The sequence below is a fragment of the Desulfomicrobium salsuginis genome (assembly GCF_054657795.1).
The window spans coordinates 1,168,695-1,192,109 of sequence record NZ_BAAHYA010000002.1 but is presented as its reverse complement, the minus strand read 5'-3'; the positions used below and the strand labels follow the sequence as shown (position 1 = coordinate 1,192,109).

Below are 23,415 nucleotides of genomic sequence, written 5' to 3'. Positions count from 1 at the left end.
GCGTCCACGTTCCAAAAAACCGCTTGAATTTCTTGGCCATGTTGAGCGGCCGTCACTCCACATGCCTGGCCTGCCTCTTTCCGGGGCTCACCGTATTCCTGGCCTGCAAGGAGCCGGGATGGACGGTCATGTTGTCTGAGATCACCACGGGCAGTGGGCGGCCTTTGACCTTGAGAAGATCGGCGGCGATGGCGTTGGCCGCTTCGTCCTTGGCCAAGCCGAGCTCGTCGGTCAGGTTGGTGAAATCATGATTTCAAAATCGAAGAGAAGGTCATATGTGTTTTTTATAACATATTGAAAATATTGATTGAAATGTTATTCAGCCATCATCTTTGCGCCGGTTGCCTGTTCCGCAATGCGCGGCCACGGGTGCAAGAACCAGAAACCATGGAGGTTTTGATGGCTACGTTTTCACGGCGAGGGTTCATGAAAATTACCGGGGCGGGCGTTGCGGCCATGTCCCTGGGACAACTGGGGTTCGATCTGAAGCCCGCCTACGCGTACGCGAAGGCGCTGAAGATCGAGGGGGCCAAGGAAGTCCTGTCGGTCTGCGGCTTCTGCTCCTGCGGGTGCGAGATCATCATGCACGTCAAGGACGGCAAGATGATCAGTTCCGAAGGCAACGCAGACTATCCCATCAGCGAGGGCTCGCTGTGCCCCAAGGGCGCGGCGTTCTACAGCATGCACGTCAGTGACCACCGCGTCCTGAAGCCCAGATACAGGGCTGCCGGCAGCGACAAGTGGGAAGAGAAGGACTGGGACTGGATGCTGGACAACATCGCGCGCAAGATCAAGGACACGCGCGACAAGGATTTCATCGCGAAGAACGACAAGGGCGCCACGGTCAACCGCTGGGAAACGTATTTCCAGCTGGGCACCTCCCAGATGGACAACGAGGAATGCGCCGTCACGCACCAGATGTGCCGGGCGCTGGGAGGCGTGTACATCGATCATCAGGCCCGAGTCTGACACGCTCCGACTGTACCGGCTCTGGCAGAGTCGTTCGGACGCGGCGCGATGACCCAGCATTGGATCGACATCAAGAACGCCAATGCTATTCTGATCATGGGCAGCAATGCTGCCGAGCACCATCCCATTTCCTTCAAATGGGTGTTGAAGGCCAAGGACGCGGGGGCCACGGTGATCCATGTGGATCCGAAATTCTCGCGCACGTCGGCCAGAAGCTGCATGCATGTCCCGCTCAGAAGCGGCACGGACATCGCCTTCCTGGGCGGCATGGTGAAGTACATACTGGAGAAGGACCTCATCCAGAAGGACTACGTCACCGAATACACCAATGCCTCCTTCATCGTTGGCGATGACTACAAGTTCGAAGACGGCCTCTTCTCGGGCTTCGATCCGAAAACGAAGAAATACGACCAGAAGAAGTGGGCCTTCGCCAAAGACGAAAACGGTGTGTCCAAGCGCGACAAGACCCTCAAGGACCCGCGCTGCGTATACCAGCTGCTGAAGAAGCACTACGAGCGCTACGATCTGGACAAGGTTTCCTCCATCACCGGTGTGTCCAAGGAAAACCTGCTCAAGGTCTATGAAGCCTTTTCGGCCACGGGCAAGCCCGACAAGGCCGGCACCATGATGTACGCCCTGGGCTGGACCCAGCACTCCGTAGGCGTGCAGAACATCCGCCTTGGCTGCATGATCCAGCTCCTGCTGGGCAACATCGGCGTGGCCGGCGGCGGCGTCAACGCCCTGCGCGGCGAGCCCAATGTCCAGGGCTCCACGGACCACGCCCTGCTGTGGCACATCATCCCCGGCTACAACAACACCCCGACCACGGCCTGGCCGACCCTGGACGACTATCTGAAGGGCAACACCCCGGTCACCAAGGATCCCAAGAGCGTAAACTGGTGGCAGCACCGGCCGAAATACATGGTCAGTCTGCTCAAGGGCTGGTTCGGTGACAATGCCACGCCCGAAAACGGGTTCTGTTACGACCTGCTGCCCAAACTCGAACCGGGCGTGAAGTACTCGAGCATGTTCATGTTCGACCGCATGTACGCCGGCAAGATGAAGGGCGGCGTCATCTTCGGCCACAACCCGGCCATGAGCTTCCCCAACACGCACAAGGTCCGCGCGGCCCTGCAGAAGCTGGACTGGCTGGTGGTGGGTGAGGTGCACGACACCGAGACCGCGTCCTTCTGGCGTCAGCCCGGTCTGGATCCCAAGAAGATCAAGACCGAGGTCTTCCTCATGCCGTCCTGCCAGAGAGGCGAGAAGGACGGCACGACCTCCAATTCCGGCCGTTGGCACCAGTGGCACTACAAGGGCGTCGAGCCCGCCGGCCAGAGCAAGCCCATGGGCTGGATGGTGGTCGAGATCATGAAGCGCGTGCGCGCGCTCTACGAGAAGGAGAAAGGCGCGTTCCCCGAGGGCGTCCTGACTCACGACTGGCTGAAGGAATACGACCCCGAGGAACTGGCCATGCGCATCAACGGCCGTTTCACCAAGGACGTGACCATTGGCGACAAGTCCTTCAAGAAGGGGCAGCAGGTCCCGGCCTTCCCCATGCTGCAGGCCGACGGATCCACCACCAGCCTGAACTGGGTGTACTGCGGAGGCTATCCCGAAGCCGGCAAGAACCTGGCCAAACGCCGCGACCACGCCCAGACCCCCATGCAGGCCAAGATCGGTTTGTATCCGAACTACACCTGGACCTGGCCCGTGAACCGCCGCATCATCTACAACCGCGCCTCCGTCGACGTGAACGGCAAGCCCTTCAACCCCGAACTGCCCGTCATCGCCTGGGAAGAGGGCAAATGGATCGGCGACATCCCAGACGGGCCGGCGCCGCCCATGGCCATGGAGAAGGGCGTCTACCCCTTCATCATGCACACCGAGGGCCACGGCCAGCTCTATGGTCCGGGCCGTGTGGACGGTCCGTTCCCGGAACACTACGAGCCGGTAGAGACACCCGTGGCCAAGAACCCGTTCTCCGGTCAGCTCAGCAACCCATGCGTCGACCTGTTCGAGAGCGACATGGATCTGTACACCAAGCCTGCGGATCCGAAATACCCCATTGTGCTGACTACATACAGCATGACAGAGCACTGGTGCGGCGGCGGCGACACCCGCAACACCCCGTACCTGCTCGAAGCCGAACCGCAGCTCTACGTCGAGATGAGCCATGAACTGGCAAAGGAAAAGAGCATCAACAACGGTGATGTGGTGGTCGTGGAGAGTATCCGCGGCAACGTCGAGGCCGTCGCCATGGTGACGGTGCGCATCACCCCGTTTACCGTACAGGGCAAGACCGTGCACCTCGTCGGCATGCCCTTCTGCTTTGGCTGGACAACGCCCGGCTGCGGCGACGCCACCAACCGGCTTCTGCCGTCGGTGGGCGAGCCCAACGTGACCATTCCTGAGTACAAGGCGTGTCTGGTGAACATCCGTAAGGCCGACAAGGTCACGGAACTGGCAAGGTAGGAGGGAACGACATGGCAAAAAGCATCTTCATCGATACCACCCGTTGCACGGCTTGCCGTGGCTGTCAGGTGGCGTGCAAGCAGTGGCATGACCACGAGGCCGTGCCGACCCTGCAGACCGGCACCCATCAGAATCCGCCGGATCTGACCCCCCACAACTTCAAACTCGTCCGTTTCTCCGAAAAGAAGATCGACGGACGCATCTACTGGCTCTTCTTCCCGGACCAGTGCCGCCATTGCCTGCAGCCCGCCTGCAAGGCAACGGCCGACGGGTACGTAGACGGCGCCATCGTCATCGACGAGGCCACGGGCATCGTCGTGTGCACGGAAAAGACCAAGGAACTGTCCAAAGAGCAGTGCGACGAGATCATCTCGTCGTGTCCGTACAACATCCCGCGACGCAACGACGCCACGGGCATGTTGACCAAGTGCGACATGTGCATCGACCGCGTCCATGCCGGACTGATCCCCATGTGCGTCAAGACCTGCTGCACCGGGGCCATGAACTTCGGCGAGCGCGAGGACATGCTGAAGCTCGCCAAGGAGCGTCTGGACAAGGTCAAGGCAGAGAGCCCGCAGGCCGCCCTCGAGACGGTCATTGTCTGCGACTCCGGCAATGCCTGCGAGCTGCTCGACGCCGAAGATCTCGGTGTCATCTACCTCGTGAGCATGCCCCGTGAAATGTACCATCAGTACGCGCGGCGTGAAATGAAACCCCTGAACCGGGCCGACTTCCTGGCCACGCTGACCCGGCCGATGCGCAGCATCCTGGGCTGATCATCATAACAAGGCCCGCCGGGTTTCCCGGCGGGCCACTTTACAAGGAGAAGACATGCCGTCCAAAGGAACTCCGGGAATGAAGGCCGCGTTGCAGAAAACGGACAGGAGTCACGAACCCTTTCGCGAGATCATCGACCGCTTCGGGTTGCTTCTCGGCAGGCAGGCGGAGGCGCGCGACAGCCTCGAACCTGTCGATCTCGGCACCTTTGCGCCCGACGAGCAACGCTTTCTGAACGGTGAACCCCTCGTCAATTTCCTGGATACCGAACTTCTCCAGGGGCCGTTCCGACAGACCGCATCTCGCGTGTGGCCCGTCATGGGCGTCATCTTTCCCAGTCTGGCCGAGAGCCTGACCCTGCTCGAACGCAAGCTTGCGGATGTCCCGGCCTTGTCCTCGCAGTGCCTGCAGGCCGTGGCCCAGGGCGACGGCGAAACGTTGGATTCCGCGGCGGCTCGGATCGGGGTCACCTCCGATTTCCTGCTCATGGCCCTCGGCGCCGCCTATGCTCCCTGCATCGCAGCCCATAGACAGGCTCTGGTGTCCAAGGCGCCCGTGGAAGTCTGGCGCAAGCCGTACTGCCCCGTCTGCGGCTCGGATCCGGATCTCGCCGTTCTGGAGAATCACCCCGACGCGTCCGAATTTCTCGTCTCCAAGAGCGGAGAAGTCTGGCATCACTGCCCGGTCTGCGCGCACCGCTGGCGTTTCATACGCATGGTCTGCCCCGGGTGCGGAAACCAGGACCACCAGACTTTGACCCGCTTTACCCTGGCCGAATCGCCGCGGGAGCACGTCTACGCCTGCGAGCAGTGCCGGCAGTATCTCCCGTGTCTGGATCTCGTAGAACAGGCCGACAAGATCGATTTCGACCTGGCCGCGTTGAAGGCGATTCATCTGGACGCCGCGGCCCAGACCAGGGGATATGTGCCTCTTTCGCCCGCGCCCTGGGCAGCCCTGGGCTTTGCGGAGGAACAGACCAAAGCCTCCTGAAATCTTCACCCTCCTCCACGGTGACAGGCCGTCAGCGGACTTGGGCGAGTCCGCTGGCGGCCGCTTTCATTTCCGTGGGCCTGGGCACGAAGGCGCACAGGGCCTGGGCCAGAACGGGCAGGAGATCCTGGTCCCTTGAATTGTAGCGCAGTTCGCATTCCTTCAGATAAAGCGGAAAATGGGAAGCCTGCACGCCGCGCATCTGGCGCAGGCGCTGTTTGGAGAAGGCCCAGAAGGGGGAACCCTCCACGGGCAGGCGCCTGTCCTCATGCTTGACGTACCGGGCGGGCCACAGGGCCGGACCGCAGGAGACCAGCGATTGATACTGCTTGTAGGGCGCGGTGTAGACCACCTGGCCGATGCTTGCCGTCTTGAGGCAGAAGTTGAGTTTGAAGTGGAGCAGATTCTCGGCGCTCAGGTCGGGGAGCAGATCGCAGATGGCCATTCCGCCGAGTTCGATGATCCCGAAGACCGGGGCGTTGACCATGTCCCGCTCGGGCATGGGGTTGCCCGGGCCGGGCCAGACGCCGGCCGCGTAGAGGCGGGGCGCGTCCAGGGCCTGGGCCAGGATGGCCCGTCGGACCGTGTCCGCCGCCTTGAGCACGGTGGCGTAGCTGACGGCCATCTGCTCGCCGATGGCCGCCGGGGAGACGTCCAGGGAGAAGAGCTTCAGGAACCAGAGCCACTGCTGGGCCGTGAAGGCGCAGCGGTTCAGGAAGCGGCGGCTGAAGTCGTGGAAGGTGTAGCCGCAGCGTCCGCATCGTCTCCGGCCATCGGACAGGCGGTACAATTTCCGATTTTTGCAGGCCGGGCAATGCCGCTGATGGTTTTTCCAGCAGAAATCCAGAAAGAAACGCCTGGCCGTTTTTTCTGAAAAAGTCATGGAATTGAAGGTTATTATGTTAATTTTAGCCATCATTGTCCGTGCCAGGGCGTGATTGTGTTCATGTCGGCCGATATGCTGGCTGCGTTTGTGTCACAAAGTTTGATGTCAAACAAGGCATAATCATCGGCCCCTTCATGATCCGGACGCAATAAAAGGCATTATTCTGGAGTGGTACAATAATGTAGCATTATTTCGGGTAATTGTGCGAGCGTGAGGGGAGGCCAAAGCGTTTGGTTGTAGAAGTCGTCCTAGTTGTCGACAGGCTTTTGGGTGGTATGAGTCAGTACGTACATCTTCTTCAATGTCTTTGACTCTCAATCTCACACTCGGAGCGCTCATGAACTTGCCCGAAGGATCTTCCGCCCTCAGCTACGCGAGCCCGGTCATCGGACCCTACACCATCGACGAATTCATTGCCGCCGCAGCCCGCTTTCACGGGTATGCCGCCCCCGGTCTGATCCTGGGCGGGTTCATGGTCCATGAAGCCAAGTCGCACATTCCCGAGGGCATCCTTTTCGACGCCATCTCCGAAACGGCCTGGTGCCTGCCCGATGCCGTGCAGATGCTCACCCCTTGCACCGTGGGCAACGGGTGGCTGCGGATTTTCAACCTGGGCCTCTACGCCGTGTCCCTTTTCGACAAGCATACGGGCAAGGGCGTGCGCGTGGCCGTGGAAACGGCCCGGCTCGACCCCTATCCGACCATCCGGGAGTGGCTCTTCAAGCTCAAACCCAAGAGGGAGCAGGACAGTGATCGCCTGCGCGTGGAAATCCGCACGGCCGGCGCGACCATCTGCTCCGTGACGGAGATCTCCCTGCGGCCGGAGTTCATGGGCGGACGCGGCAAGGGGGCCATCGCGGCCTGCCCGTCCTGTGGCCAGGCCTATCCGGCCCGCGACGGCTCGGTCTGCCGTTCCTGTCGCGGCGAGTCCCCCTATGCGGGCTGGATCGGCGGGCACGACCGGCGCGAGCTGGGATTTGAGGGCCCACGGCTTCGGATCGTCACGGCCGAGCAGGCCGTGGGCGAAAAGGCCCTGCACGACATGACCTGCATCGAGCCGGGCGAGAGCAAGGATGCGGCTTTCGCCCGCGGCCAGGTGCTCGACGTGGGCGATGTCTGCCGCCTGCAGCGCATGGGCCGCTTCGAGGTCTACGTGGAGGAGGACGAGCAGGACGGGACCTGGGTGCACGAGGATGATGCAGCCCGGGTCATGGCCCGGGCCCTGGCCGGAGAGGGGATCGACTGCTCCGGCGACCCTCGCGAGGGCAAGATCACCATGGTCGCCGAGCGGTCCGGCCTGTTCTGCGTCAGGGAGGCCGCCCTGGAAGAGTTCAACGCCATTCCGGGCGTCATGTGCGCCACCCGCCACGCCTTCAGCGTGGTCGAAAAGGGGCAGCAGGTGGCGGCGACGCGGGCCATTCCCCTCTACCTCGAACGCAACGTGATGGCCGACGCCATGCGCGTTCTGGACGACGGCCCCGTGGTGGAGGTCCGCCCCCTGCGCAAGCGCAGGGTCGGCATCCTGGTCACGGGCACCGAGGTTTTCCAGGGGTTGGTGGACGACCGCTTCATTCCGATCATCAGCGCAAAGGTCGAGGCCTTCGGCTGCCCCGTGGCGGCTACGGACATCGTGCCCGACGACAGGGAGCGCATTGGATCCGCCGTGCGCGGCATGCTCGCCCGTGGGGTGGAGTTGCTCGTCACCACGGCCGGGCTGTCCGTGGACCCCGGCGATGTGACGCGCCTCGGGCTGGCGGACGCCGGGGTGGAGAACATGCGCTACGGCACGCCCATTCTGCCCGGGGCCATGACGCTCCTGGCGAACGTCGGGGAAGTGGACGTCATCGGCGTCCCGGCCTGTGCATTGTATTTCAAGACCACGAGTTTCGACATTCTGCTGCCGCGGGTCCTGGCGGGGATGTCCCCGTCGCGGCGCGACCTGGCGCGCCTGGGCCATGGCGGCATGTGCATGCAGTGCAAGCGCTGCACGTTCCCCAAGTGCCCCTTCGGCAAGTGAGGAAGATCATGAAGACACCCACCGTTCGCATGCATCTGTGGCTGGAATCGGGCGAGAGCGTCTATTTCGGCATGGGGCGGCTCATGCTCCTCGACATGATCGAGGAGCACGGCTCTCTGCGCAAGGCGGCCGAGGCCATGGGCATGTCCTACCGCGCGGCCTGGGGCAAGCTCCGGGCCACCGAGGACGCCCTCGGGGTGGTGCTGGTCGAGTCCAGCGGCACCCGGCGCGGGGGATGCCACCTGACCCCCGCAGGCAAACGTTTCCGGGACAGGTTCAGGGCCTGGTTCACGGCCGTGGAAAAGGTTGCCGTGGACCAGGCGCAGTACATCTTTGCCGAAAGGGTGCAGAGCTTCGAGGAAAAACGGCGCACATCGGTCAGGCCGGCGCGCATGGCCGCCGAACTACGTCCCGGCATGTAGGTCTGGCGACGTTCGGGCCGGGCTTTGAGCCCGGCCGGGAGTTTCGGTCAGACTCCAATCAATGGTTATGCCCGCTGCAGACCTGCAGTTCTTCCAGGTCATGGTGCGAGCTTGCGCATTCGTCCGTTCCGTCCGCGTTGCGGATCAGGCCCAACTCCCTGTTCTCCATGGCCTCCAGCGCGTAGGCCACGGTCATTCCCGTACCGCGGTACCGAGTCACGGCCTCGTCGGCGAGAAGTTTGAAGGCCTCTTCGCCCAACTTGCCGGTGATGACCGCTTCGCAGCGGTGTTCGAGGACTGTCCTAACCAGTTCGAGATCCGACCCCGCCTGCGGGATGTGGGGGAAGGGAGTGCAGACCATGGTCTCCATGTTCACGACGAGCAGATAGGGGGCCTGGGCGAATTCGTGAAAAACCCGGCTGTTCAAAGAATCCGAGGCGGCTGTGACGGCTATGTTCATGTGGGCTCCTTGCATGATGGTTTTGTGCGGCGCGAGCATGTATCGTGCCTTGTTGGACATATTTCAAGGGTAAAATGTCGCGTCCGGCAATTTACCTCCGCATGCGAGTGTTTTGGCCGTCCGGGAAGGCCAGACCCGGCCGGGCCGATTCCGGTACTGACGCCGCGGGGATTGATTTCGAGGCGAAATGAAGCGGTCGGCAGTTGAGTGTGTTTCTTTTTGACCCATCGATGTGCCCCATATTGTCCCTATTTGCCCCAATTCCGTGACCGAAAGCGACTCGCCATGGTCAAATGCGGTGCGGAATCAATTTTTCCAGCAATAAAAATATCGTATTTTCAATATGATGCGAGATGGTTGCGAAGGCCTTCGTCTTTTCGGATACGTTGGCCTTTTTTTTGCCTATGTCATGAAAATGTGTCGTTATTGACATAACCGTGTGTCCATGCAGCCTTCACCGTCCACACGCATGCGCGGGTCCGGGAAGGAGAGTTGTGTATGACACGATTTGTCCTTGAAATATGCCTTGATTGGCATAAATCTAAATTCACAATGTCTTGCTTGACGTAAATAAGGTTGCGTTCATCGATGAAAGCCATCCCCGTAGAAGAAGCTGTAGGTACCGTTCTCTGCCACGACATCACGCGCATCATTCCCGGCGAAACCAAGGGTGCCGCCTTTCGCCGCGGTCATATCGTAACTCCCCAGGACATCCAGGCTCTGCTCGATATCGGCAAGGCCAATCTCTATGTTTTCGACCCTAGGGACGGCTACGTCCACGAGGACGAGTGCGCCCTGCGCCTGGCCCATGCGGCGGCGGGGCAGGGCATCACCGTCAGTTCGCCCTGCGAGGGCAAGTCCGCCCTGACCGCGACCCATGACGGCGTCCTGCATGTCGACGTCGAAGGGCTGTTCCGTCTCAATTCCATCACCGACGTGACCTTTGGCACCATCCATACCGGCCAGTGCGTCAAGGCCGGGCGGGTGCTCGGTGGCACGCGCGTCATCCCCCTGGCCGTGCCCGAGGACCTGCTCCGCCAGGCCGAGGACGTCTGCCGCCAATACGCTCCGCTGATCGAGGTCCGCCCGCTCAAGCCCGCCAGGGTCGGCGTTGTGACCACGGGCAGCGAGGTCTACACCGGCCGCATCAAGGACGGATTCGGCCCGGTCCTGCGCAGGAAATTCGAACACCTGGGCTCCACGGTCCTGGATCAGGTCTTCGTCTCGGACAAGGTGGAGATGACCGTGGCCGCCATCCGGGATCTCGTCGCGCGTGGGGCCGATTTCATCGCCGTGACAGGCGGCATGAGCGTGGACCCCGACGACCAGACCCCGGCGGCCATCCGCGCCACCGGCGCCGAGGTCGTCTCCTACGGCGCGCCCACCTACCCCGGCGCCATGTTCATGCTGGCCTACCTGGGCGACGTGCCCATCGTCGGCCTGCCCGGATGCGTCATGTACTACAAGGCAAGTATTTTCGATCTGGTCGTGCCCCGTCTCTTGAGCGGGGAGCGGCTGGAGAGGAAGGATATCGTTGCGTTCGGCCACGGAGGCCTGTGCGAAAGCTGCCCCACCTGCCATTACCCGGCCTGCGGCTTCGGCAAGCTCTAAGACCAATCGCGGAATCTGTTTGAAATAACATGTTATTTGGAGGAACCGGAATGATCAAAAAGCAAATCGTGGTCAATGGCATCGCCAGGAACCTGGTGGTCGACGCTGAGGACACCCTGGTCAACGTGCTCCGCAAGAGCCTGGGCCTGACCGGCACCAAGGTCGGTTGCAACGAAGGCCAGTGCGGCGCCTGTTCCGTCATCATGGACGGCAAGGTCGTGCGTTCCTGTGCGACCAAGATGAAACGCGTCGAAGACGGCGCGAACATCACCACCATCGAAGGCATCGGCACCCCGGCCAACCCCCATCCGCTGCAGCAGGCCTGGATGCTCCACGGCGCGGCCCAGTGCGGCTTCTGTTCGCCCGGTTTCATCGTCTCCGCCAAGGGCCTGCTGGACACCAATCCCAAGCCCACCCGCGACGAAGTCCGCGACTGGTTCCAGAAGCACCGCAACGCCTGCCGCTGCACCGGTTACAAACCCCTCGTGGACGCCGTCATGGATGCGGCCAAGGTCCTGCGCGGCGAAAAGAGCACGGCCGACCTCGAGTTCAAGATGCCCAAGGACGGCAGCGTCTGGGGCACCCGTTATCCCCGCCCCTCGGCTCTGGCCAAGGTCACAGGCACCCTGGACTTCGGCGCCGACCTCGGCCTGAAGCTGCCCGCCGGCACCCTGCAGTGCGCCCTGGTGCAGGCTGAAGTGTCCCACGCCAAGATCCTGTCCATCGACACGGCCGAAGCCGAGAAGATGCCCGGTGTGTTCAAGGTCGTGACCCACAAGGATGTCAAAGGCAAGAACCGCATCACCGGCCTCATCACCTTCCCGACCAACAAGGGCGACGGCTGGGACCGTCCCATCCTGTGCGACGAGAAGATCTTCCAGTACGGTGACGCCATCGCCATCGTCTGTGCCGACACCGAGGAGCAGGCCAAGGCCGCTGCCAAGAAGGTCGTGGTCAAGCTGGAGCAGCTGCCCGAGTACATGAGCGCCCCGGCGGCCATGGCCGAGGACGCCATCGAGATTCATCCCGGCACGCCCAACGTCTACTACATCCAGAAGATCGCCAAGGGCGCCGACACGAAGCCCATCTTCGAAAAGGCCGACGTGGTGGTGGAAGGCAGCTACTACACCTCCCGCCAGCCCCACCTGCCCATCGAGCCGGACTGCGGCTTCGCCTACATCGACGACGAAGGGAAGCTCATCATCCACTCCAAGTCCATCGGCCTGCACCTGCACCTGTACATGATCGCCCCCGGCCTTGGCCTGGAACCCGATCAGCTGCATCTCGTGCAGAACCCCGCCGGCGGCACTTTCGGCTACAAGTTCAGCCCGACCCTGGAAGCCCTGGTCGGCGCCGCCGCCCTGGCCACGGGCCGTCCCGTGAACCTGGTCTACGACTATCGCCAGCAGCAGGCCTACACCGGCAAGCGTTCCCCGTTCTGGACCGACGTGCGCCTGGCCGCCACCAAGGACGGTAAGCTCCTGGGCATGGAAACCGACTGGACCGTGGACCACGGCCCGTACTCCGAGTTCGGTGACCTGCTGACCCTGCGCGGCGCCCAGTACATCGGCGCCGGCTACGACATCGCCAACATCCGCGGCGAAGGCCGCACGGTCTGCACCAACCACTGCTGGGGCGCTGCGTTCCGCGGTTACGGCGCTCCCGAGTCCGAGTTCCCGTCCGAGACCCTGATGGACGAACTGGCCGAAAAGCTGGGCATGGACCCCTTCGAGCTGCGCTACAAGAACATCTACCGCAAGGGTTCCACCACCCCCACGGGCCAGGATCCCGAAGTGTACAGCCTGCCGGAGATGTTCGACATCATGCGGCCCAAGTACGAGGAAGCCAAGAAGCGCGCCGCAGCCGCTTCCACCGCTGAAATCAAGCGCGGCGTCGGCATCTCCCTGGGCGTGTACGGCGCCGGCCTCGACGGAGCAGATTCCGCCGCCGCCGATGCCGAGCTGATGGCCGACGGCACCGTCACCATCTACGACTGCTGGCAGGATCACGGTCAGGGCGCCGACATGGGCACCCTGGGCACGGCCCACGAGGCCCTGCGGCCGCTGGGCATCACCCCCGACAAGATTCGCCTGGTCATGAACGACACCCGCGTGGCCCCGAACACCGGCCCCGCCGGCGGCAGCCGTTCCCAGGTCGTCGGCGGCCAGGCCATCATCAACGCCTGCGAGCAGCTGGTGAAGGCCATGACCAAGCCCGGCGGCGGTTTCCGCACCTATAAAGAAATGGTCGCCGAGAAGCTGCCCCTGCGCTACAACGGCAAGTGGACCGCTCCGGCCAAGGATTGCGACGCCAACGGCCAGGGCAGCCCCTTCTGCTGCTACATGTACGGCCTGTTCCTGTCCGAGGTGGCTGTCGAAGTCGCCACCGGCAAGACCACCGTCGAGAAGATGACCATTGTCGGCGACATCGGCAAGGTCAACAACTACTCCCTGGTCGACGGCCAGATCTACGGCGGCGTGGCCCAGGGCATCGGCCTGGCCCTGACCGAGGACTACGAGGATCTGAAGAAGCACGCCACCATCCGTGGCGCCGGCATCCCCTACATCAAGGACATCCCGGACGACATGGAGATCATCTACGTGGAAACTCCCCGTGCCGCCGGTCCTTTCGGAGCTTCCGGCGTCGGTGAGATGCCTCTGACCGCTCCTCATGCCGCGGTCCTGAACGCCGTGTACAATGCGTGCGGCGCCCGCGTCCACGAGATTCCCGCTCTGCCGGAGAAAATCCTGGCCGCGATGAAGAAATAGTGACCCGTTCAACCCCCCTCCGGGCGTATTTGCGCCCGGAGGGCTTTTTTTATTTCAAGGAGTGGGCATGGATCAGAAGGAATTGCGGGAATGGGAAGCCAAGTGCATCCAGGAGGAGCCGCCTGCGTGCCGTGCGGGTTGCCCCCTGAACGTCGACGCCAGAGCCTTTGTGCTGTCCATGGCGAGGGGCGACCTCGACGGGGCCCGGGCCGTTCTGGAAAAAAGCATGCCCTTGGCCGCCGTCACGGCCAGGCTGTGCGAGGCTCCCTGCGAAGTCTATTGCATCCGCAAGGACCTCGGCGGGGCCATCGCCGTGGGCGGGCTTGAGCGGCAGTGCATCCGCGAAACGAGCCCCAAGGGAAAAATCCCCCGTCTGCCGGCCAGGCCCAGGAAGGTCGCCGTGATCGGCTCCGGGCCCAGCAGCCTGACAGTTGCCTTCGACTTGGCCAGAAAAGGCCACCCCATCAGCGTGTACCATCTGGGCGAAAAACCCGGCGGATGGCTGCGCGGACTGGACGAGTCCTTCCTGCCGCAGACCGTGCTCGACGCGGAGTTGCAGCGCCTGGGCTCCCTGCACGTGACGTTCGTCTCCGTCCCGGCCCTTGACGCCGCCCTGATCGAGGTCCATCCGGCCGATGCAATGTATGTGGGTCAGGATGATACAATAGCCCCCGATCTCCTGGCCCTGCTGACTCCGCCCGATCCCGAGACCATGGCCCTGGAGCGTCCGGGCTGGTTCACGGGCGGCATGGCCGGACGCGAGTTCCGCTTCATCAGCGCCGTGTCCCAAGGGCGCGAGGCAGCCGTTTCCATCGACAGATTCCTGCAGAACGCCTCCCTGACGTCGAGTCGCGTGCCCCTGCGGGACGGCCGTACGGATCTCTTCACCCAGACCTTCGGCATCGAACCCGTCGAACGGGTCGTCCCGGCCGGCCAAGGCGGGTTCACCCGGGAGGAGGCCGTGAGGGAGGCCGGGCGCTGCCTCGACTGCCAGTGCCTGGAGTGCGTGAAGCACTGCGTCTACCTCGCCGAGCACGGCGGTTACCCGAAGTCCTATGCGCGCCGCGTGTTCAACAATTCGGCCATCGTTCAGGGCATGCGCCAAGCCAACACGTTCATCAATTCCTGCTCCATGTGCGGGCAGTGCGAGACCCTGTGCCCCAACGACTTCTCCATGGCCGACATGTGCCTGGACGCGAGGCGGGAGATGGTGGACCTGAACCGCATGCCCCCATCGGCCCACTGGTTCGCCCTGGAGGAGATGCGCTCGGCCAAGGATGCCCAGGCCGCCCTGATCCGGCACGCCCCGGGCGCCTCGGCCAGCGACGCCATATTCTTTCCCGGCTGCCAGCTGGCCGGCATCAGGCCGGAGCAGACGCTGCGGCTTTACGACCGTCTGCTTGAGATCGAACCCAGGACCGGCATCTGGCTCGACTGCTGCGCGGCCCCGGCCCACTGGGCCGGCCGGCGGGAGGAGTTCGCGGCGGTCCTGTCGGCGATGGAAAAGATGTGGAGCGGCATGGGGCGCCCCATGGTCGTGACCGCCTGTTCCACCTGCCTCAAGATGTTCCGGGAGCACCTGCCCGCCTTCGGGGCGGTTTCGGTCTGGACGCTCCTGTCCGAAAGCGGGGTGCAGGCCGCCTCGACGGGCCGGCCCCTGGCCCTGTCCGACCCCTGCACGTCCCGCCACGACGCGCAGACCCGCGACGCAGTGCGCTCCCTGCTGGCGCGGCTGGGCCAGCCCCTGGCGGAGCTGCCCATGTCCGGCGAACTGACGGAGTGCTGCGGTTTCGGCGGACTCATGGACAACGCCAACCCGGCCCTGGCCCGCAAGGTGGCGCAGGCGCGGGTGGCCCAGTCCGAGGCGGACTTTCTGACCTACTGCGCCATGTGCCGCGAGCAGCTCGCCAGGACGGGCAAGCCCGTGCTGCACATCCTCGACCTGCTCTTCCCGGAGACGGCCAGGCCAGCAACGGAGCCGCCGGCGGGCATCTCGGCGCGCCGGGTCAACCGGCGCAGGCTCAAGGACGAGATCCTGGCTCGCCACGGCCTGGACCGCGGGCCGCGTGAACCGTGGGAGGAGCTGCGCATCGTCGTGGCCGACGATGTCGCGGCCATGCTCGAAGAACGGCGCATCCTGGAGGACGACGTGCGGCGGGTCCTGTTCGCGGCGTCCAAGGGCGGTCGCGTCCTGCGCCACGGCGGGGACGGGCGCCTCATCGCCGCGTCCCGGCTCGGGGAGGTGACCTTCTGGGTCGAGTACCGGGAAGGGGCGGACGGTTACGAGATCCTGAAGGCCTGGAGCCATCGCATGCGCATCGCGGGAGGGGATTTATGAGCCTCGTTTTCATGCCCGAGGACATGGACTGGGTCTGCGAGCCGTGCGGCGAGCGACTGCAGTCCGGTAAGGTGGAATTGGACTACCTCGGCAACGCCTTTCACGTGGAACTGCCGGTCTGTCCCAAATGCGGGGCCGTGTACATCTACGAGGATCTGGCCCTGGGGCGGATTCACGAAGTGGAGCAGTTGCTTGAGGACAAGTGAGCTGTACGCGTCCGCACCTGTCAGGGTATCCTTGGGCCGGACCCTGCGGCCCGGCGGGGAGGCGTTGACGCGGCGCATGCTGCAGCTTGCGCGGCCGGCTCCAGGAAGCAGGGCCCTCGATGCCGGTTGCGGCTGCGGGACGACCCTCGGGCTGCTGCTTGAGCGCGGGGCGAGAGTCTTCGGTCTGGACCTGAACTCAGCTTTTTTGCGGGAGTCCGCCGGGGACGGGCGCGCGGTGGCGCGGGCCGACCTGGCGCATCTGCCCATGGCTGACGGGAGCCTGGACCTGATCGTGTGCGAGTGCACCTGGAACCTGACGGACAAGGAGCAGGTGCTGGCGGAGTTTTTTCGGATCCTGCGGCCCGGCGGTGTGCTCGCCCTGTCGGACATCTACGCACGGGGATATCGGGCCGGGGAGTGGCCCGTGCGCTGCTGCTTCGCCCAGGCCACGGATCTGCAGACCGTGCTGGAGCAGGTGGCCGGGGCCGGTTTCGGGATCGACGTGGTCGAGGACCACACGTCCATGCTGAAGAAGACCGCGGCGGATTTCGTGTTCCGCCACGGTTCGCTATTCGGATTCTGGCATGCCGTGACCGGAGACGCCAGCCTGGCCGAGATGGCCTGCGCGGCGTCGCGGGAGTCGAAGCCGGGGCTGTTTTTGCTGATGGCGCATGTTCCGCTGCAATGACTCGACGGAGTGAAGGCGGGAAGAGAGGCCTGGGTGGCGCGGGGGGCGGCCGGGGCGGTGCGGGCTTTTCAGGCCGCGCCGGAATTCCTTCGCGGGCCTCGTAATGGTTCTCCGTCGCGTGCCGGGAGTGTCTGGGATGACCAGGGCGCGGGGCGACGGACAACCAAACGATGCCTGGCTCAGTCAGACAGCCGACGCGGCCTGAAAAGCCCGCACCGCCCCGGCCTTGGCGCGTTGGTGGCAAGTGAATTGTCTGCCGGCGTGTTGAGTTGGCGATTTTGGCTGAGATGAGGTTGCCCGCTTTGTCCTGACGTCATTCCCGCGAAGGCGGGAATCCATGCCTTTGACGACTCGGGAACCATGGATCCCCGTCTGCACGGTGATGACGCGGTGGTGATGCGGGAGGATGCCGCCAAAAATAACGCCGAAACGTCGCCCCAGAAAGGCGTCATTCCCGCGAAGGCGGGAATCCATGCCTTTGACGACTCGGGAACCATGGATCCCCGTCTGCACGGTGATGACGCGGTGGTGATGCGGGAGGATGCCGCCAAAAATAACGCCGAAACGTCGCCCCAGAAAGGCGTCATTCCCGCGAAGGCGGGAATCCATGCCTTTGACGACTCGGGAACCATGGATCCCCGTCTGCACGGGGATGACGCGGTGGTGATGCGGGAGGATGCCGCCAAAAATAACGCCGAAACGTCGCCCCAGAAAGGCGTCATTCCCGCGAAGGCGGGAATCCATGCCTTTGACGACTTGGGAACCATGAATCCCGGCCTGGACATGGATGCCGTCACGGACGGACTTCCTTCGGGGCATGTCCGCGCTTGCGAGTCCCGAGTGTTCCATTTCAACTTCATTCATAACGAAATTTTGAGGCCGACATGAACGAATACGATCTCGATATCCTGCGCCTGCACACGCAGGGCTTCTGTTGCGCGCAGATCATCGTGCAGATGGCCCTGGAGATGCAGGGTGTGGAGAACCCGGGGCTGGTGCGGGCCATGTCCGGGCTGTGCGTTGGGTTTTCGTCGCCCCAGGGCGCCTGCGGGGCCCTGACGGGTGCGGCCTGCCTCATTGCCTCCTACGCAGGCAAGGGCACTGCGGCGGAGGAGGCCGACGACAGGCTGCCGCTCATGCTTTCGGAACTGGCCGAATGGTTCGAAGAGTATGCCACGGCGCGTTTCGGAGGCATCAGCTGTTCGGCCATCGTGCCAGACGGCAAGCCTGACGCATCCGTCTGCGGCGGGCTGGTTTCCGAATGCTACGGCAAGGTCCTGACCATCCTTGTGGAGAATGGCATCGACCCGAGCGCGGCACATGAGTAGGGTGGTCGGCACGGTCGGCAGCGTGTGCCCCGAGTGTCTGGGCCGGGTTGAAGGGCAGCTGGTGGAGGATGGCGGGTGCGTGCGGCTGGTCAAACGCTGCCCCGAGCATGGCGAGTTTTCGACCGTGGTCTGGCGTGGGGAGCCGGCGTTTTCGAGCTGGGCGCGGCCCAAGATCCCCTTCGGCGGCGGGCCGCGCGAAGCCGTGGGGCAGGGGTGCCCTTACGACTGCGGCCTGTGCGCCCGCCACAATCAGCGGACCTGCACTGCCCTGGTGGAGGTCACGTCGCGCTGCAACCTGGGCTGCCCCGTGTGCTTCGCCGACAGCGGCGGGGCTGGGCGGGACCTGGACCACGACACGCTGGCGCGCATGTTCGACCAGATAATGGCCCGCACGGGCGGCTGCAACCTGCAACTCTCGGGCGGCGAACCCACGGTGCGCGGGGATCTGCCGCAGATCGTGGCCATGGCCAAGCGGGCCGGCTTCGGCTTCGTGCAGCTCAACACGAACGGCCTGCGGCTGGCCGAAGCCCCCGGGCTGGCCGTCGAGCTGGTCAAGGCCGGGCTGTCGTCCATCTTTCTGCAGTTCGACGGGGTGCGCGACGAAGTCTTCCGTTCCCTGCGCGGCCGGGACCTGTTCGAGATCAAGGTTCGGGCGGTGGACAATGCATCGGCGGCGGGCCTGGGCATCGTCCTCGTGCCCACGGTGGCGCGTGGCGTGAACACGGACCAGCTCTGGGACATCGTGCGCTTCGGCCTGGACCGCCAGCCTTTTGTACGCGGCGTCCATTTCCAGCCCATGAGCCATTTCGGACGGTATCCGGCCGACTTCGTCCCCGACCACGTGACCTTGCCCGAGCTCATGACGGGCCTGGAGGCGCAGAGTGGCGGCATCGTCAGGGTGGCCGACTTCCTGCCTCCGGGCTGCGAGCACGCCCTGTGCTCCTTCTCGGGCAAGTACATGACGCGCGAGGACGGCAGCCTCACGCGCCTGGGCAGCGCCTCCTGCGACTGCACGCCCAAACCCGCCGAGGCCGGCGCCCTCAAGTCCATCGGCGTCACCGCCCGCCAATGGTCCGCGCCAGCGGCACAGGCCCTCCAATCATCGCATCCCCCCCTAAAGGGTCAAGGGGCCGAGCCCCTTGCGGGGCGCGGGGCGGCGCCCCGCATCTCTTCCACTCCCACTCCCGCTCCCACCCCCGACAACGACCTCGACCGCTTCCTGGCCAGGGCCCGGACCCACACGTTCACCATCTCGGCCATGGCTTTCCAGGACGCGTGGAGCCTCAATCTGGAGCGCCTGCAGGGCTGCTGCATCCATGTGGCGCAGCCTGACGGGCGCCTGGTGCCTTTTTGCGCCTTCAACCTGACGTCCCGCGACGGCCGCAGTCTGTACCGGGGGCGTGCGTGAGGGTCAGCACCGTCGACGGCCTCACGTCCCGCAGGCTGGGAATCTCCGGTCCGCTGGAGCGGGGTCGTCTGGAGGGGGCGCAGATGGCGGCGCTGCGCGCGACGGTCCTGCACGCGCAAGCGGGCAGTCCGTGGTACCGCGAGCGGTTGGCGGGAGTGGCGGCGGAGACGCTGCGTTGTCCGGCCGACCTGGCGCGGTTGCCTTTCGTGACCGTGGCGGATGTGGCCGCCTTCGGCCAGCGCATGGTCTGCGTGCCACAGGGCGAGGTGGCCCGCATCGTGACCCTGCAGACCTCTGGCAGCACCGGGGCACCCAAGCGGCTGCACTTCACGCGGGACGATCTGGCCGGGACTCTTGATTTCTTTCTGCACGGCATGTTGAATTTGGCGGGGCAGGAGGACCGGGTTCTGGCCTTGCTGCCCTTCAGTCAGCCCGACAGCACCGGGGACCTGCTCATCCGTGCCCTGACCGGCGGCGGGGTGCACTGCGCCGGGCTTTGGCCGCCTGAGGATGTGCAAGGGCTGGCCGAGTTCGTCGTGCGCGAGGGATATTCCTGCCTCGTGGGCCTGCCCCAGCATCTTCTGGCCCTGTCGGATGCGCTACCCTTCGGCGCGATCCGGACCATGCTGCTGTGTTCGGATTACGCCCCGCCGGCCCTGCGCCGGCGCATCGAGGAGGCCTGCGGCTGCGAGACATTTCTGCACTACGGCGCCACGGAGACGGGCCTTGGCGGCGGCGTGGAGTGCGAAGTCCATGACGGCTGCCATCTGCGGGAGTCCGACCTTCTTTTCGAGATCGTGGACCCGGTAACGGGCGCGGTTTTGGGCGAGGGGGAGGAGGGCGAGGTGGTCGTGACCACGCTGGGCCGCCGGGCCATGCCGCTGCTGCGCTACCGCACGGGCGACCTGGCCCGCCTGGCCAAGGGGCGGTGCGCCTGCGGCGGCGTCACGGCGCGGCTGTGCGATGTGACCGGACGCGGGAATGCGTGCGTTCTCGGCGGGGGTTTCAGCTTGACCAGCCGGGAACTGGACGACAGGCTTTTCGACGTGGAGGGACTTTTGGACTACCGCGCCACGCTGGAGTCTTGCGCAGGCGCGGACCGCCTGGGCATTGAATTCCGGGCCGGGGCGGGGCATGAGCATCTGGAGCGGGACCTGGGGCTGGCCCTGCGGCGCGTGCCCGGGGTGGCCGCGGCCCTGGACCTTGGGAGTTTGAGCCTGGCCCCCATGCGCCGGGTCGAGGCCTTTTCGCCGTCCCACACCGTCAAGCGCACCATCAACGATCAACGCGGGAGCACGCTTTGAAGGATATACTCGAATCATTGCTGGAGACCCTGGCTCAGGGGCGGGACGCTGTCTTCTGCGGCATCGTCGAGAGCTCGGGCTCGGCCCCGCGCACATCCGGGGCCAGGATGCTGGTCTTGCCGGGAGGCGGCATCCGCGGCTCCGTGGGCGGCGGTCCCGTTGAGGGGGCCAGTCTGGCCCGGGCCAGGAAGATGCTTGAGAGGGGCGAGTCGCACGTGCTGCTGCCCTTCGACCTGAATTCGCACACGGCCGCCCAGGCGGGCATGGTTTGTGGCGGGGCGGTCAAGGTGCTGCTGCAGCGCGTCACGCCCGAGTGTCGCGGCTTTTTCGAAAAGCTGAAGGACCTGCATGACGCGCGGCAACGGCCGGCCCTGGTGACCGTCATGGGGCCCGAACGGGCGCTTGCCCTGGCCTTGTGGTCCGAGGCGACGGGCCTGGATGGCGCGGAATTGCCCGAAGGCATGGCTCTTGAGCTGGCCCGCAAGGCGTCGAAGACGCGCCAGAATTTCAGCCTCGAAGGCGATGGTCTGCGCGTCTTTGCGGAGCCTCTGGTCGCACCCACGGTGCTGCACCTCGTCGGCGCGGGGCACGTGGCCCTGGCCACGGCCAAGGTGGCGGCCTTCGCCGGGTTCGAAGTGGTGGTCATGGACGACCGGGCCGAGTTCGCTAGCACCGAGCGCTACCCCGAGGCCCGCGAGGTGCGGGTGCTGGAAAATTTCAACCAATGCCTGAAGGATCTGGGTCCCGACGACTACGTGGTCATCGTCACCCGCGGGCACATGCACGACCGCGATGTTTTGGCCCAGGCCCTGCGGACCGAGGCGGGGTACGTCGGCATGATCGGCAGCCGCAGCAAGCGCGACGCGGTCTACCGCTCCCTGCTCGAGAACGGCTATACGCAGGCCGATATCGACCGCGTCTTCTGTCCCATCGGTCTGACCATCGGCGCCGACACGCCCGAGGAGATCGCCGTGAGCATCGTCGGCGAGATGATCGGGGTGCGTGCCGGGGTGCAGGGATGACGGTCGGGCGTTTCGGCGCCGTCATCCTGGCGGCCGGTTTCTCCTCGCGCATGGGCGGCTTCAAGCCCCTCATGGATCTCGGCGGGATGACGGTCCTGTCGCGCTGCGTGCATGTGTTCCGGGAGGCCGGCATAGGCAGCCCCCTGGTCGTGACGGGGTACCGCGCCCCGGAGGTCGAGGCCGAGGCGGTCCGGCTGGGCGTCAGCGTCACGCACAACGCCGCGTATGCGGACGGCATGTTCTCGTCGGTACGGGCGGCGGCGACCGCCTGTGCAGGCCTGTCCGACCTGGACGCCTTCTTCATTCTTCCGGCGGATATTCCCCTTGTGCGGCCGGCCACGGTCAGCCTGATGCTCGACGCCTACGACGGCCGCGTGGCCTATCCGGTCTTCGCGGGCGAGCGCGGCCACCCGCCGCTGATTCCCGCAAGCCTGATCCCGGGCATTCTGGGGCATGACGGCAGTGGCGGGTTGCAAGGTCTGTTGGAGGATGCGCCATCCCTCGACGTCCCGGTCTGGGACAGGGGCATCCTGCTGGACGCCGACACGCCCGACGATTTTGCCGTCCTGCAGCGGCGCGTCCCCTGTCTGCATGTGGGGGATCGTGACGAGGCCCTGGCCCTGGCCGGGCAGTCCATGCCCGAGCGTGGCCTGGCCCATGGCCTGGCCGTGGCCGCGGTGGCCCTGCGCATGGGGGAGGAACTGAACCGCAAGGGCGCGGGGCTCGATCTGGATCTGGTCCACAACGCCGCGTTGCTGCACGATGTGGCCAAGGGCTGGCCTCACCACGAGGCCGCCGGCGGCGAGTTGCTTGCGCGTCTGGGCCTGGGCGGCCTGTCGCGGACCGTGGCCGCCCACCGCGACGTGCCGCCTCCTGCATCGGGCCTGCTTACGGAAAAGGAGGTCGTCTGCCTGGCGGACAAGCTGGTGCGCTGCGACAGGCGAGTGCGCGTGGAGGACCGTTTCGGCGAGAAGCTGGCCCTGTATGCCTGCGACGAGGAGGCCTGCGCGGCCATTCGCGGCCGCATGCACAACGCCCTGGCCCTGCGGGGCATGGTGGAGAAGGCCTGCAGTCGCGGTTTGGAGGATATTCTGGCCGGGGTGCTGTCGTGAGCGAGGTCTATCTCATCCGCCACGGGGAGATCACGCAGACCGCGCCGCGTCGCTTTGTGGGCCAGACGGATCTGCCTCTGACGGACCGTGGCCGGGAACAGATGGCCGGAGTGGGCCGTTTTTTGACCGGCCGTGGCGTGGCGCGCCTGCTGTGCAGCCCCCTGGCGCGCTGTGTGGAGAGCGCGGGCATCGTCGGCGCGGTCCTGGGGCTCGTGCCGGAAACCATGCCGGATCTCCGTGAAATCTACCTCGGTGCCTGGGAAGGACTGACCGTGGAAGAGGTCCGCGATCGTTTTCCCGGCCGCTACGAGGCCAGGGGCCGCAACCTGGCCGGCTTCCGTCCGCCGGGCGGAGAGAGCTTCGCGGACGTGCAGCGCCGGGCCTGGCCCGCCTTCGAACTGGCTGTCACGGATATGGACGAGCCCCTGGCCATCGTGGCCCACGGCGGCGTGAACCGCGTCCTCCTGTGCCGCATCCTGGGCATGCCCCTGGAGAATCTTTTCCGCCTGGAACAGCACTACGCCTGCGTCAACGTCCTGCACGCCGGGGACGGTGAATGCCGCGTCGCCGCCATGAACCTTCCCGCGCTGTGAGCGTACCGCTTTGCGCGCGCTCCATCAAAAAGGCCGCCGGT

General features: G+C 64.9%; 20 protein-coding genes. 17 read left to right on the top strand and 3 right to left on the bottom strand.

Going from position 1 to position 23,415, the window contains the following annotated elements:
• Positions 1 to 52: 52 nt before the first annotated feature.
• The gene (locus ACYQ3G_RS12485) at positions 53 to 217 is read right to left on the bottom strand and encodes a hypothetical protein (protein ID WP_459826137.1); all 165 of its coding nucleotides are present in this window, start codon (positions 215 to 217) and stop codon (positions 53 to 55) included.
• A 182-nt stretch (positions 218 to 399) separates the two neighbouring features.
• On the opposite strand from ACYQ3G_RS12485, the gene fdnG reads away from it, so the two are divergent.
• The 3 genes from fdnG to ACYQ3G_RS12470 are packed head-to-tail and all read left to right on the top strand — an operon-like array spanning position 400 to position 5,211.
• Positions 400 to 3,444, top strand: a complete 3,045-nt coding sequence (gene fdnG / locus ACYQ3G_RS12480) for a formate dehydrogenase-N subunit alpha (RefSeq protein WP_459826136.1) — start codon at positions 400 to 402, stop codon at positions 3,442 to 3,444.
• 11 nt (positions 3,445 to 3,455) lie between these two features.
• Complete coding sequence (locus ACYQ3G_RS12475; RefSeq protein WP_459826135.1) at positions 3,456 to 4,220, top strand: 4Fe-4S dicluster domain-containing protein; 765 nt, start codon at positions 3,456 to 3,458, stop codon at positions 4,218 to 4,220.
• A 55-nt stretch (positions 4,221 to 4,275) separates the two neighbouring features.
• The gene (locus tag ACYQ3G_RS12470; protein WP_459826134.1) at positions 4,276 to 5,211 is read left to right on the top strand and encodes a formate dehydrogenase accessory protein FdhE; all 936 of its coding nucleotides are present in this window, start codon (positions 4,276 to 4,278) and stop codon (positions 5,209 to 5,211) included.
• Between the two features lie 31 nt (positions 5,212 to 5,242).
• Here the strand turns inward: ACYQ3G_RS12470 and ACYQ3G_RS12465 are convergent, their stop codons facing one another.
• Positions 5,243 to 6,094, bottom strand: a complete 852-nt coding sequence (locus ACYQ3G_RS12465; RefSeq protein ID WP_459828323.1) for a transposase — start codon at positions 6,092 to 6,094, stop codon at positions 5,243 to 5,245.
• A 340-nt stretch (positions 6,095 to 6,434) separates the two neighbouring features.
• Here ACYQ3G_RS12465 and ACYQ3G_RS12460 point away from each other — a divergent pair, with 340 nt between their 5' ends.
• Both ACYQ3G_RS12460 and ACYQ3G_RS12455 read left to right on the top strand, forming a co-directional pair.
• A complete protein-coding gene (locus ACYQ3G_RS12460; protein WP_459826133.1) occupies positions 6,435 to 8,114 on the top strand; it encodes an FmdE family protein in 1,680 nt (559 codons plus the stop codon).
• Between the two features lie 8 nt (positions 8,115 to 8,122).
• Positions 8,123 to 8,536 (top strand): winged helix-turn-helix domain-containing protein, encoded by a 414-nt coding sequence (locus tag ACYQ3G_RS12455; RefSeq protein WP_051306860.1) that lies wholly within the window; start codon positions 8,123 to 8,125, stop codon positions 8,534 to 8,536.
• Positions 8,537 to 8,594: 58 nt separating this feature from the next.
• Here the strand turns inward: ACYQ3G_RS12455 and ACYQ3G_RS12450 are convergent, their stop codons facing one another.
• The gene (locus ACYQ3G_RS12450) at positions 8,595 to 8,996 is read right to left on the bottom strand and encodes a NifB/NifX family molybdenum-iron cluster-binding protein (protein ID WP_459826132.1); all 402 of its coding nucleotides are present in this window, start codon (positions 8,994 to 8,996) and stop codon (positions 8,595 to 8,597) included.
• A gap of 588 nt (positions 8,997 to 9,584) precedes the next feature.
• Here ACYQ3G_RS12450 and ACYQ3G_RS12445 point away from each other — a divergent pair.
• The 12 genes from ACYQ3G_RS12445 (at position 9,585) to ACYQ3G_RS12390 (ending at position 23,374) form a co-directional block, all read left to right on the top strand.
• Positions 9,585 to 10,607, top strand: coding sequence for a molybdopterin-binding protein (locus ACYQ3G_RS12445; RefSeq protein ID WP_028576085.1), 1,023 nt, complete (start codon positions 9,585 to 9,587; stop codon positions 10,605 to 10,607).
• Positions 10,608 to 10,657: 50 nt separating this feature from the next.
• Positions 10,658 to 13,375 (top strand): molybdopterin-dependent aldehyde oxidoreductase, encoded by a 2,718-nt coding sequence (locus ACYQ3G_RS12440; protein WP_459826131.1) that lies wholly within the window; start codon positions 10,658 to 10,660, stop codon positions 13,373 to 13,375.
• Between the two features lie 67 nt (positions 13,376 to 13,442).
• Entirely contained in the window at positions 13,443 to 15,713 is a 2,271-nt protein-coding gene (locus ACYQ3G_RS12435) for a pyridine nucleotide-disulfide oxidoreductase/dicluster-binding protein (RefSeq protein WP_459826130.1), read from the top strand.
• Complete coding sequence (locus tag ACYQ3G_RS12430) at positions 15,710 to 15,919, top strand: DVU_1557 family redox protein (RefSeq protein WP_459826129.1); 210 nt, start codon at positions 15,710 to 15,712, stop codon at positions 15,917 to 15,919. The genes ACYQ3G_RS12435 and ACYQ3G_RS12430 overlap by 4 nt, the downstream gene beginning before the upstream one ends.
• The gene (trsM, locus tag ACYQ3G_RS12425; RefSeq protein ID WP_459826128.1) at positions 15,906 to 16,607 is read left to right on the top strand and encodes a DVU_1556 family methyltransferase; all 702 of its coding nucleotides are present in this window, start codon (positions 15,906 to 15,908) and stop codon (positions 16,605 to 16,607) included. Before ACYQ3G_RS12430 ends, trsM begins: the two co-directional genes overlap by 14 nt.
• A 360-nt stretch (positions 16,608 to 16,967) precedes the next feature.
• Complete coding sequence (locus ACYQ3G_RS12420; protein WP_459826127.1) at positions 16,968 to 17,495, top strand: hypothetical protein; 528 nt, start codon at positions 16,968 to 16,970, stop codon at positions 17,493 to 17,495.
• Positions 17,492 to 17,935, top strand: coding sequence for a DVU_1555 family C-GCAxxG-C-C protein (locus ACYQ3G_RS12415; RefSeq protein ID WP_459826126.1), 444 nt, complete (start codon positions 17,492 to 17,494; stop codon positions 17,933 to 17,935). The genes ACYQ3G_RS12420 and ACYQ3G_RS12415 overlap by 4 nt, the downstream gene beginning before the upstream one ends.
• Positions 17,928 to 19,343: a radical SAM (seleno)protein TrsS gene (gene trsS / locus ACYQ3G_RS12410; RefSeq protein WP_459826125.1), complete on the top strand. Its 1,416-nt coding sequence runs from the start codon at positions 17,928 to 17,930 to the stop codon at positions 19,341 to 19,343. Before ACYQ3G_RS12415 ends, trsS begins: the two co-directional genes overlap by 8 nt.
• Positions 19,340 to 20,647 carry a DVU_1553 family AMP-dependent CoA ligase gene (locus ACYQ3G_RS12405; protein WP_459826124.1) on the top strand — a complete coding sequence of 436 codons (1,308 nt, stop codon included), beginning with the start codon at positions 19,340 to 19,342 and terminating at the stop codon, positions 20,645 to 20,647. Before trsS ends, ACYQ3G_RS12405 begins: the two co-directional genes overlap by 4 nt.
• Entirely contained in the window at positions 20,644 to 21,669 is a 1,026-nt protein-coding gene (locus tag ACYQ3G_RS12400; protein ID WP_459826123.1) for an XdhC family aldehyde oxidoreductase maturation factor, read from the top strand. The genes ACYQ3G_RS12405 and ACYQ3G_RS12400 overlap by 4 nt, the downstream gene beginning before the upstream one ends.
• Positions 21,666 to 22,781, top strand: a complete 1,116-nt coding sequence (locus ACYQ3G_RS12395) for a DVU_1551 family NTP transferase (RefSeq protein ID WP_459826122.1) — start codon at positions 21,666 to 21,668, stop codon at positions 22,779 to 22,781. Before ACYQ3G_RS12400 ends, ACYQ3G_RS12395 begins: the two co-directional genes overlap by 4 nt.
• The gene (locus ACYQ3G_RS12390) at positions 22,778 to 23,374 is read left to right on the top strand and encodes a histidine phosphatase family protein (RefSeq protein WP_459826121.1); all 597 of its coding nucleotides are present in this window, start codon (positions 22,778 to 22,780) and stop codon (positions 23,372 to 23,374) included. Before ACYQ3G_RS12395 ends, ACYQ3G_RS12390 begins: the two co-directional genes overlap by 4 nt.
• Positions 23,375 to 23,415: the final 41 nt, after the last annotated feature.

What these genes read in the sequence shown, in the direction of transcription:
- ACYQ3G_RS12445 (WP_028576085.1), top strand. Translation starts at nt 9,585, where the DNA reads ATGAAAGCCATCCCCGTAGAAGAAGCTGTAGGTACCGTTCTCTGCCAC.
- trsS (WP_459826125.1), top strand. Translation starts at nt 17,928, where the DNA reads ATGAGTAGGGTGGTCGGCACGGTCGGCAGCGTGTGCCCCGAGTGTCTG.
- ACYQ3G_RS12460 (WP_459826133.1), top strand. Translation starts at nt 6,435, where the DNA reads ATGAACTTGCCCGAAGGATCTTCCGCCCTCAGCTACGCGAGCCCGGTC.
- ACYQ3G_RS12475 (WP_459826135.1), top strand. Translation starts at nt 3,456, where the DNA reads ATGGCAAAAAGCATCTTCATCGATACCACCCGTTGCACGGCTTGCCGT.
- ACYQ3G_RS12420 (WP_459826127.1), top strand. Translation starts at nt 16,968, where the DNA reads ATGGATCCCCGTCTGCACGGTGATGACGCGGTGGTGATGCGGGAGGAT.
- ACYQ3G_RS12465 (WP_459828323.1), bottom strand. Translation starts at nt 6,094, where the DNA reads ATGACTTTTTCAGAAAAAACGGCCAGGCGTTTCTTTCTGGATTTCTGC.
- ACYQ3G_RS12395 (WP_459826122.1), top strand. Translation starts at nt 21,666, where the DNA reads ATGACGGTCGGGCGTTTCGGCGCCGTCATCCTGGCGGCCGGTTTCTCC.
- ACYQ3G_RS12450 (WP_459826132.1), bottom strand. Translation starts at nt 8,996, where the DNA reads ATGAACATAGCCGTCACAGCCGCCTCGGATTCTTTGAACAGCCGGGTT.
- ACYQ3G_RS12440 (WP_459826131.1), top strand. Translation starts at nt 10,658, where the DNA reads ATGATCAAAAAGCAAATCGTGGTCAATGGCATCGCCAGGAACCTGGTG.
- ACYQ3G_RS12415 (WP_459826126.1), top strand. Translation starts at nt 17,492, where the DNA reads ATGAACGAATACGATCTCGATATCCTGCGCCTGCACACGCAGGGCTTC.
- ACYQ3G_RS12435 (WP_459826130.1), top strand. Translation starts at nt 13,443, where the DNA reads ATGGATCAGAAGGAATTGCGGGAATGGGAAGCCAAGTGCATCCAGGAG.
- ACYQ3G_RS12470 (WP_459826134.1), top strand. Translation starts at nt 4,276, where the DNA reads ATGCCGTCCAAAGGAACTCCGGGAATGAAGGCCGCGTTGCAGAAAACG.
- ACYQ3G_RS12430 (WP_459826129.1), top strand. Translation starts at nt 15,710, where the DNA reads ATGAGCCTCGTTTTCATGCCCGAGGACATGGACTGGGTCTGCGAGCCG.
- ACYQ3G_RS12455 (WP_051306860.1), top strand. Translation starts at nt 8,123, where the DNA reads ATGAAGACACCCACCGTTCGCATGCATCTGTGGCTGGAATCGGGCGAG.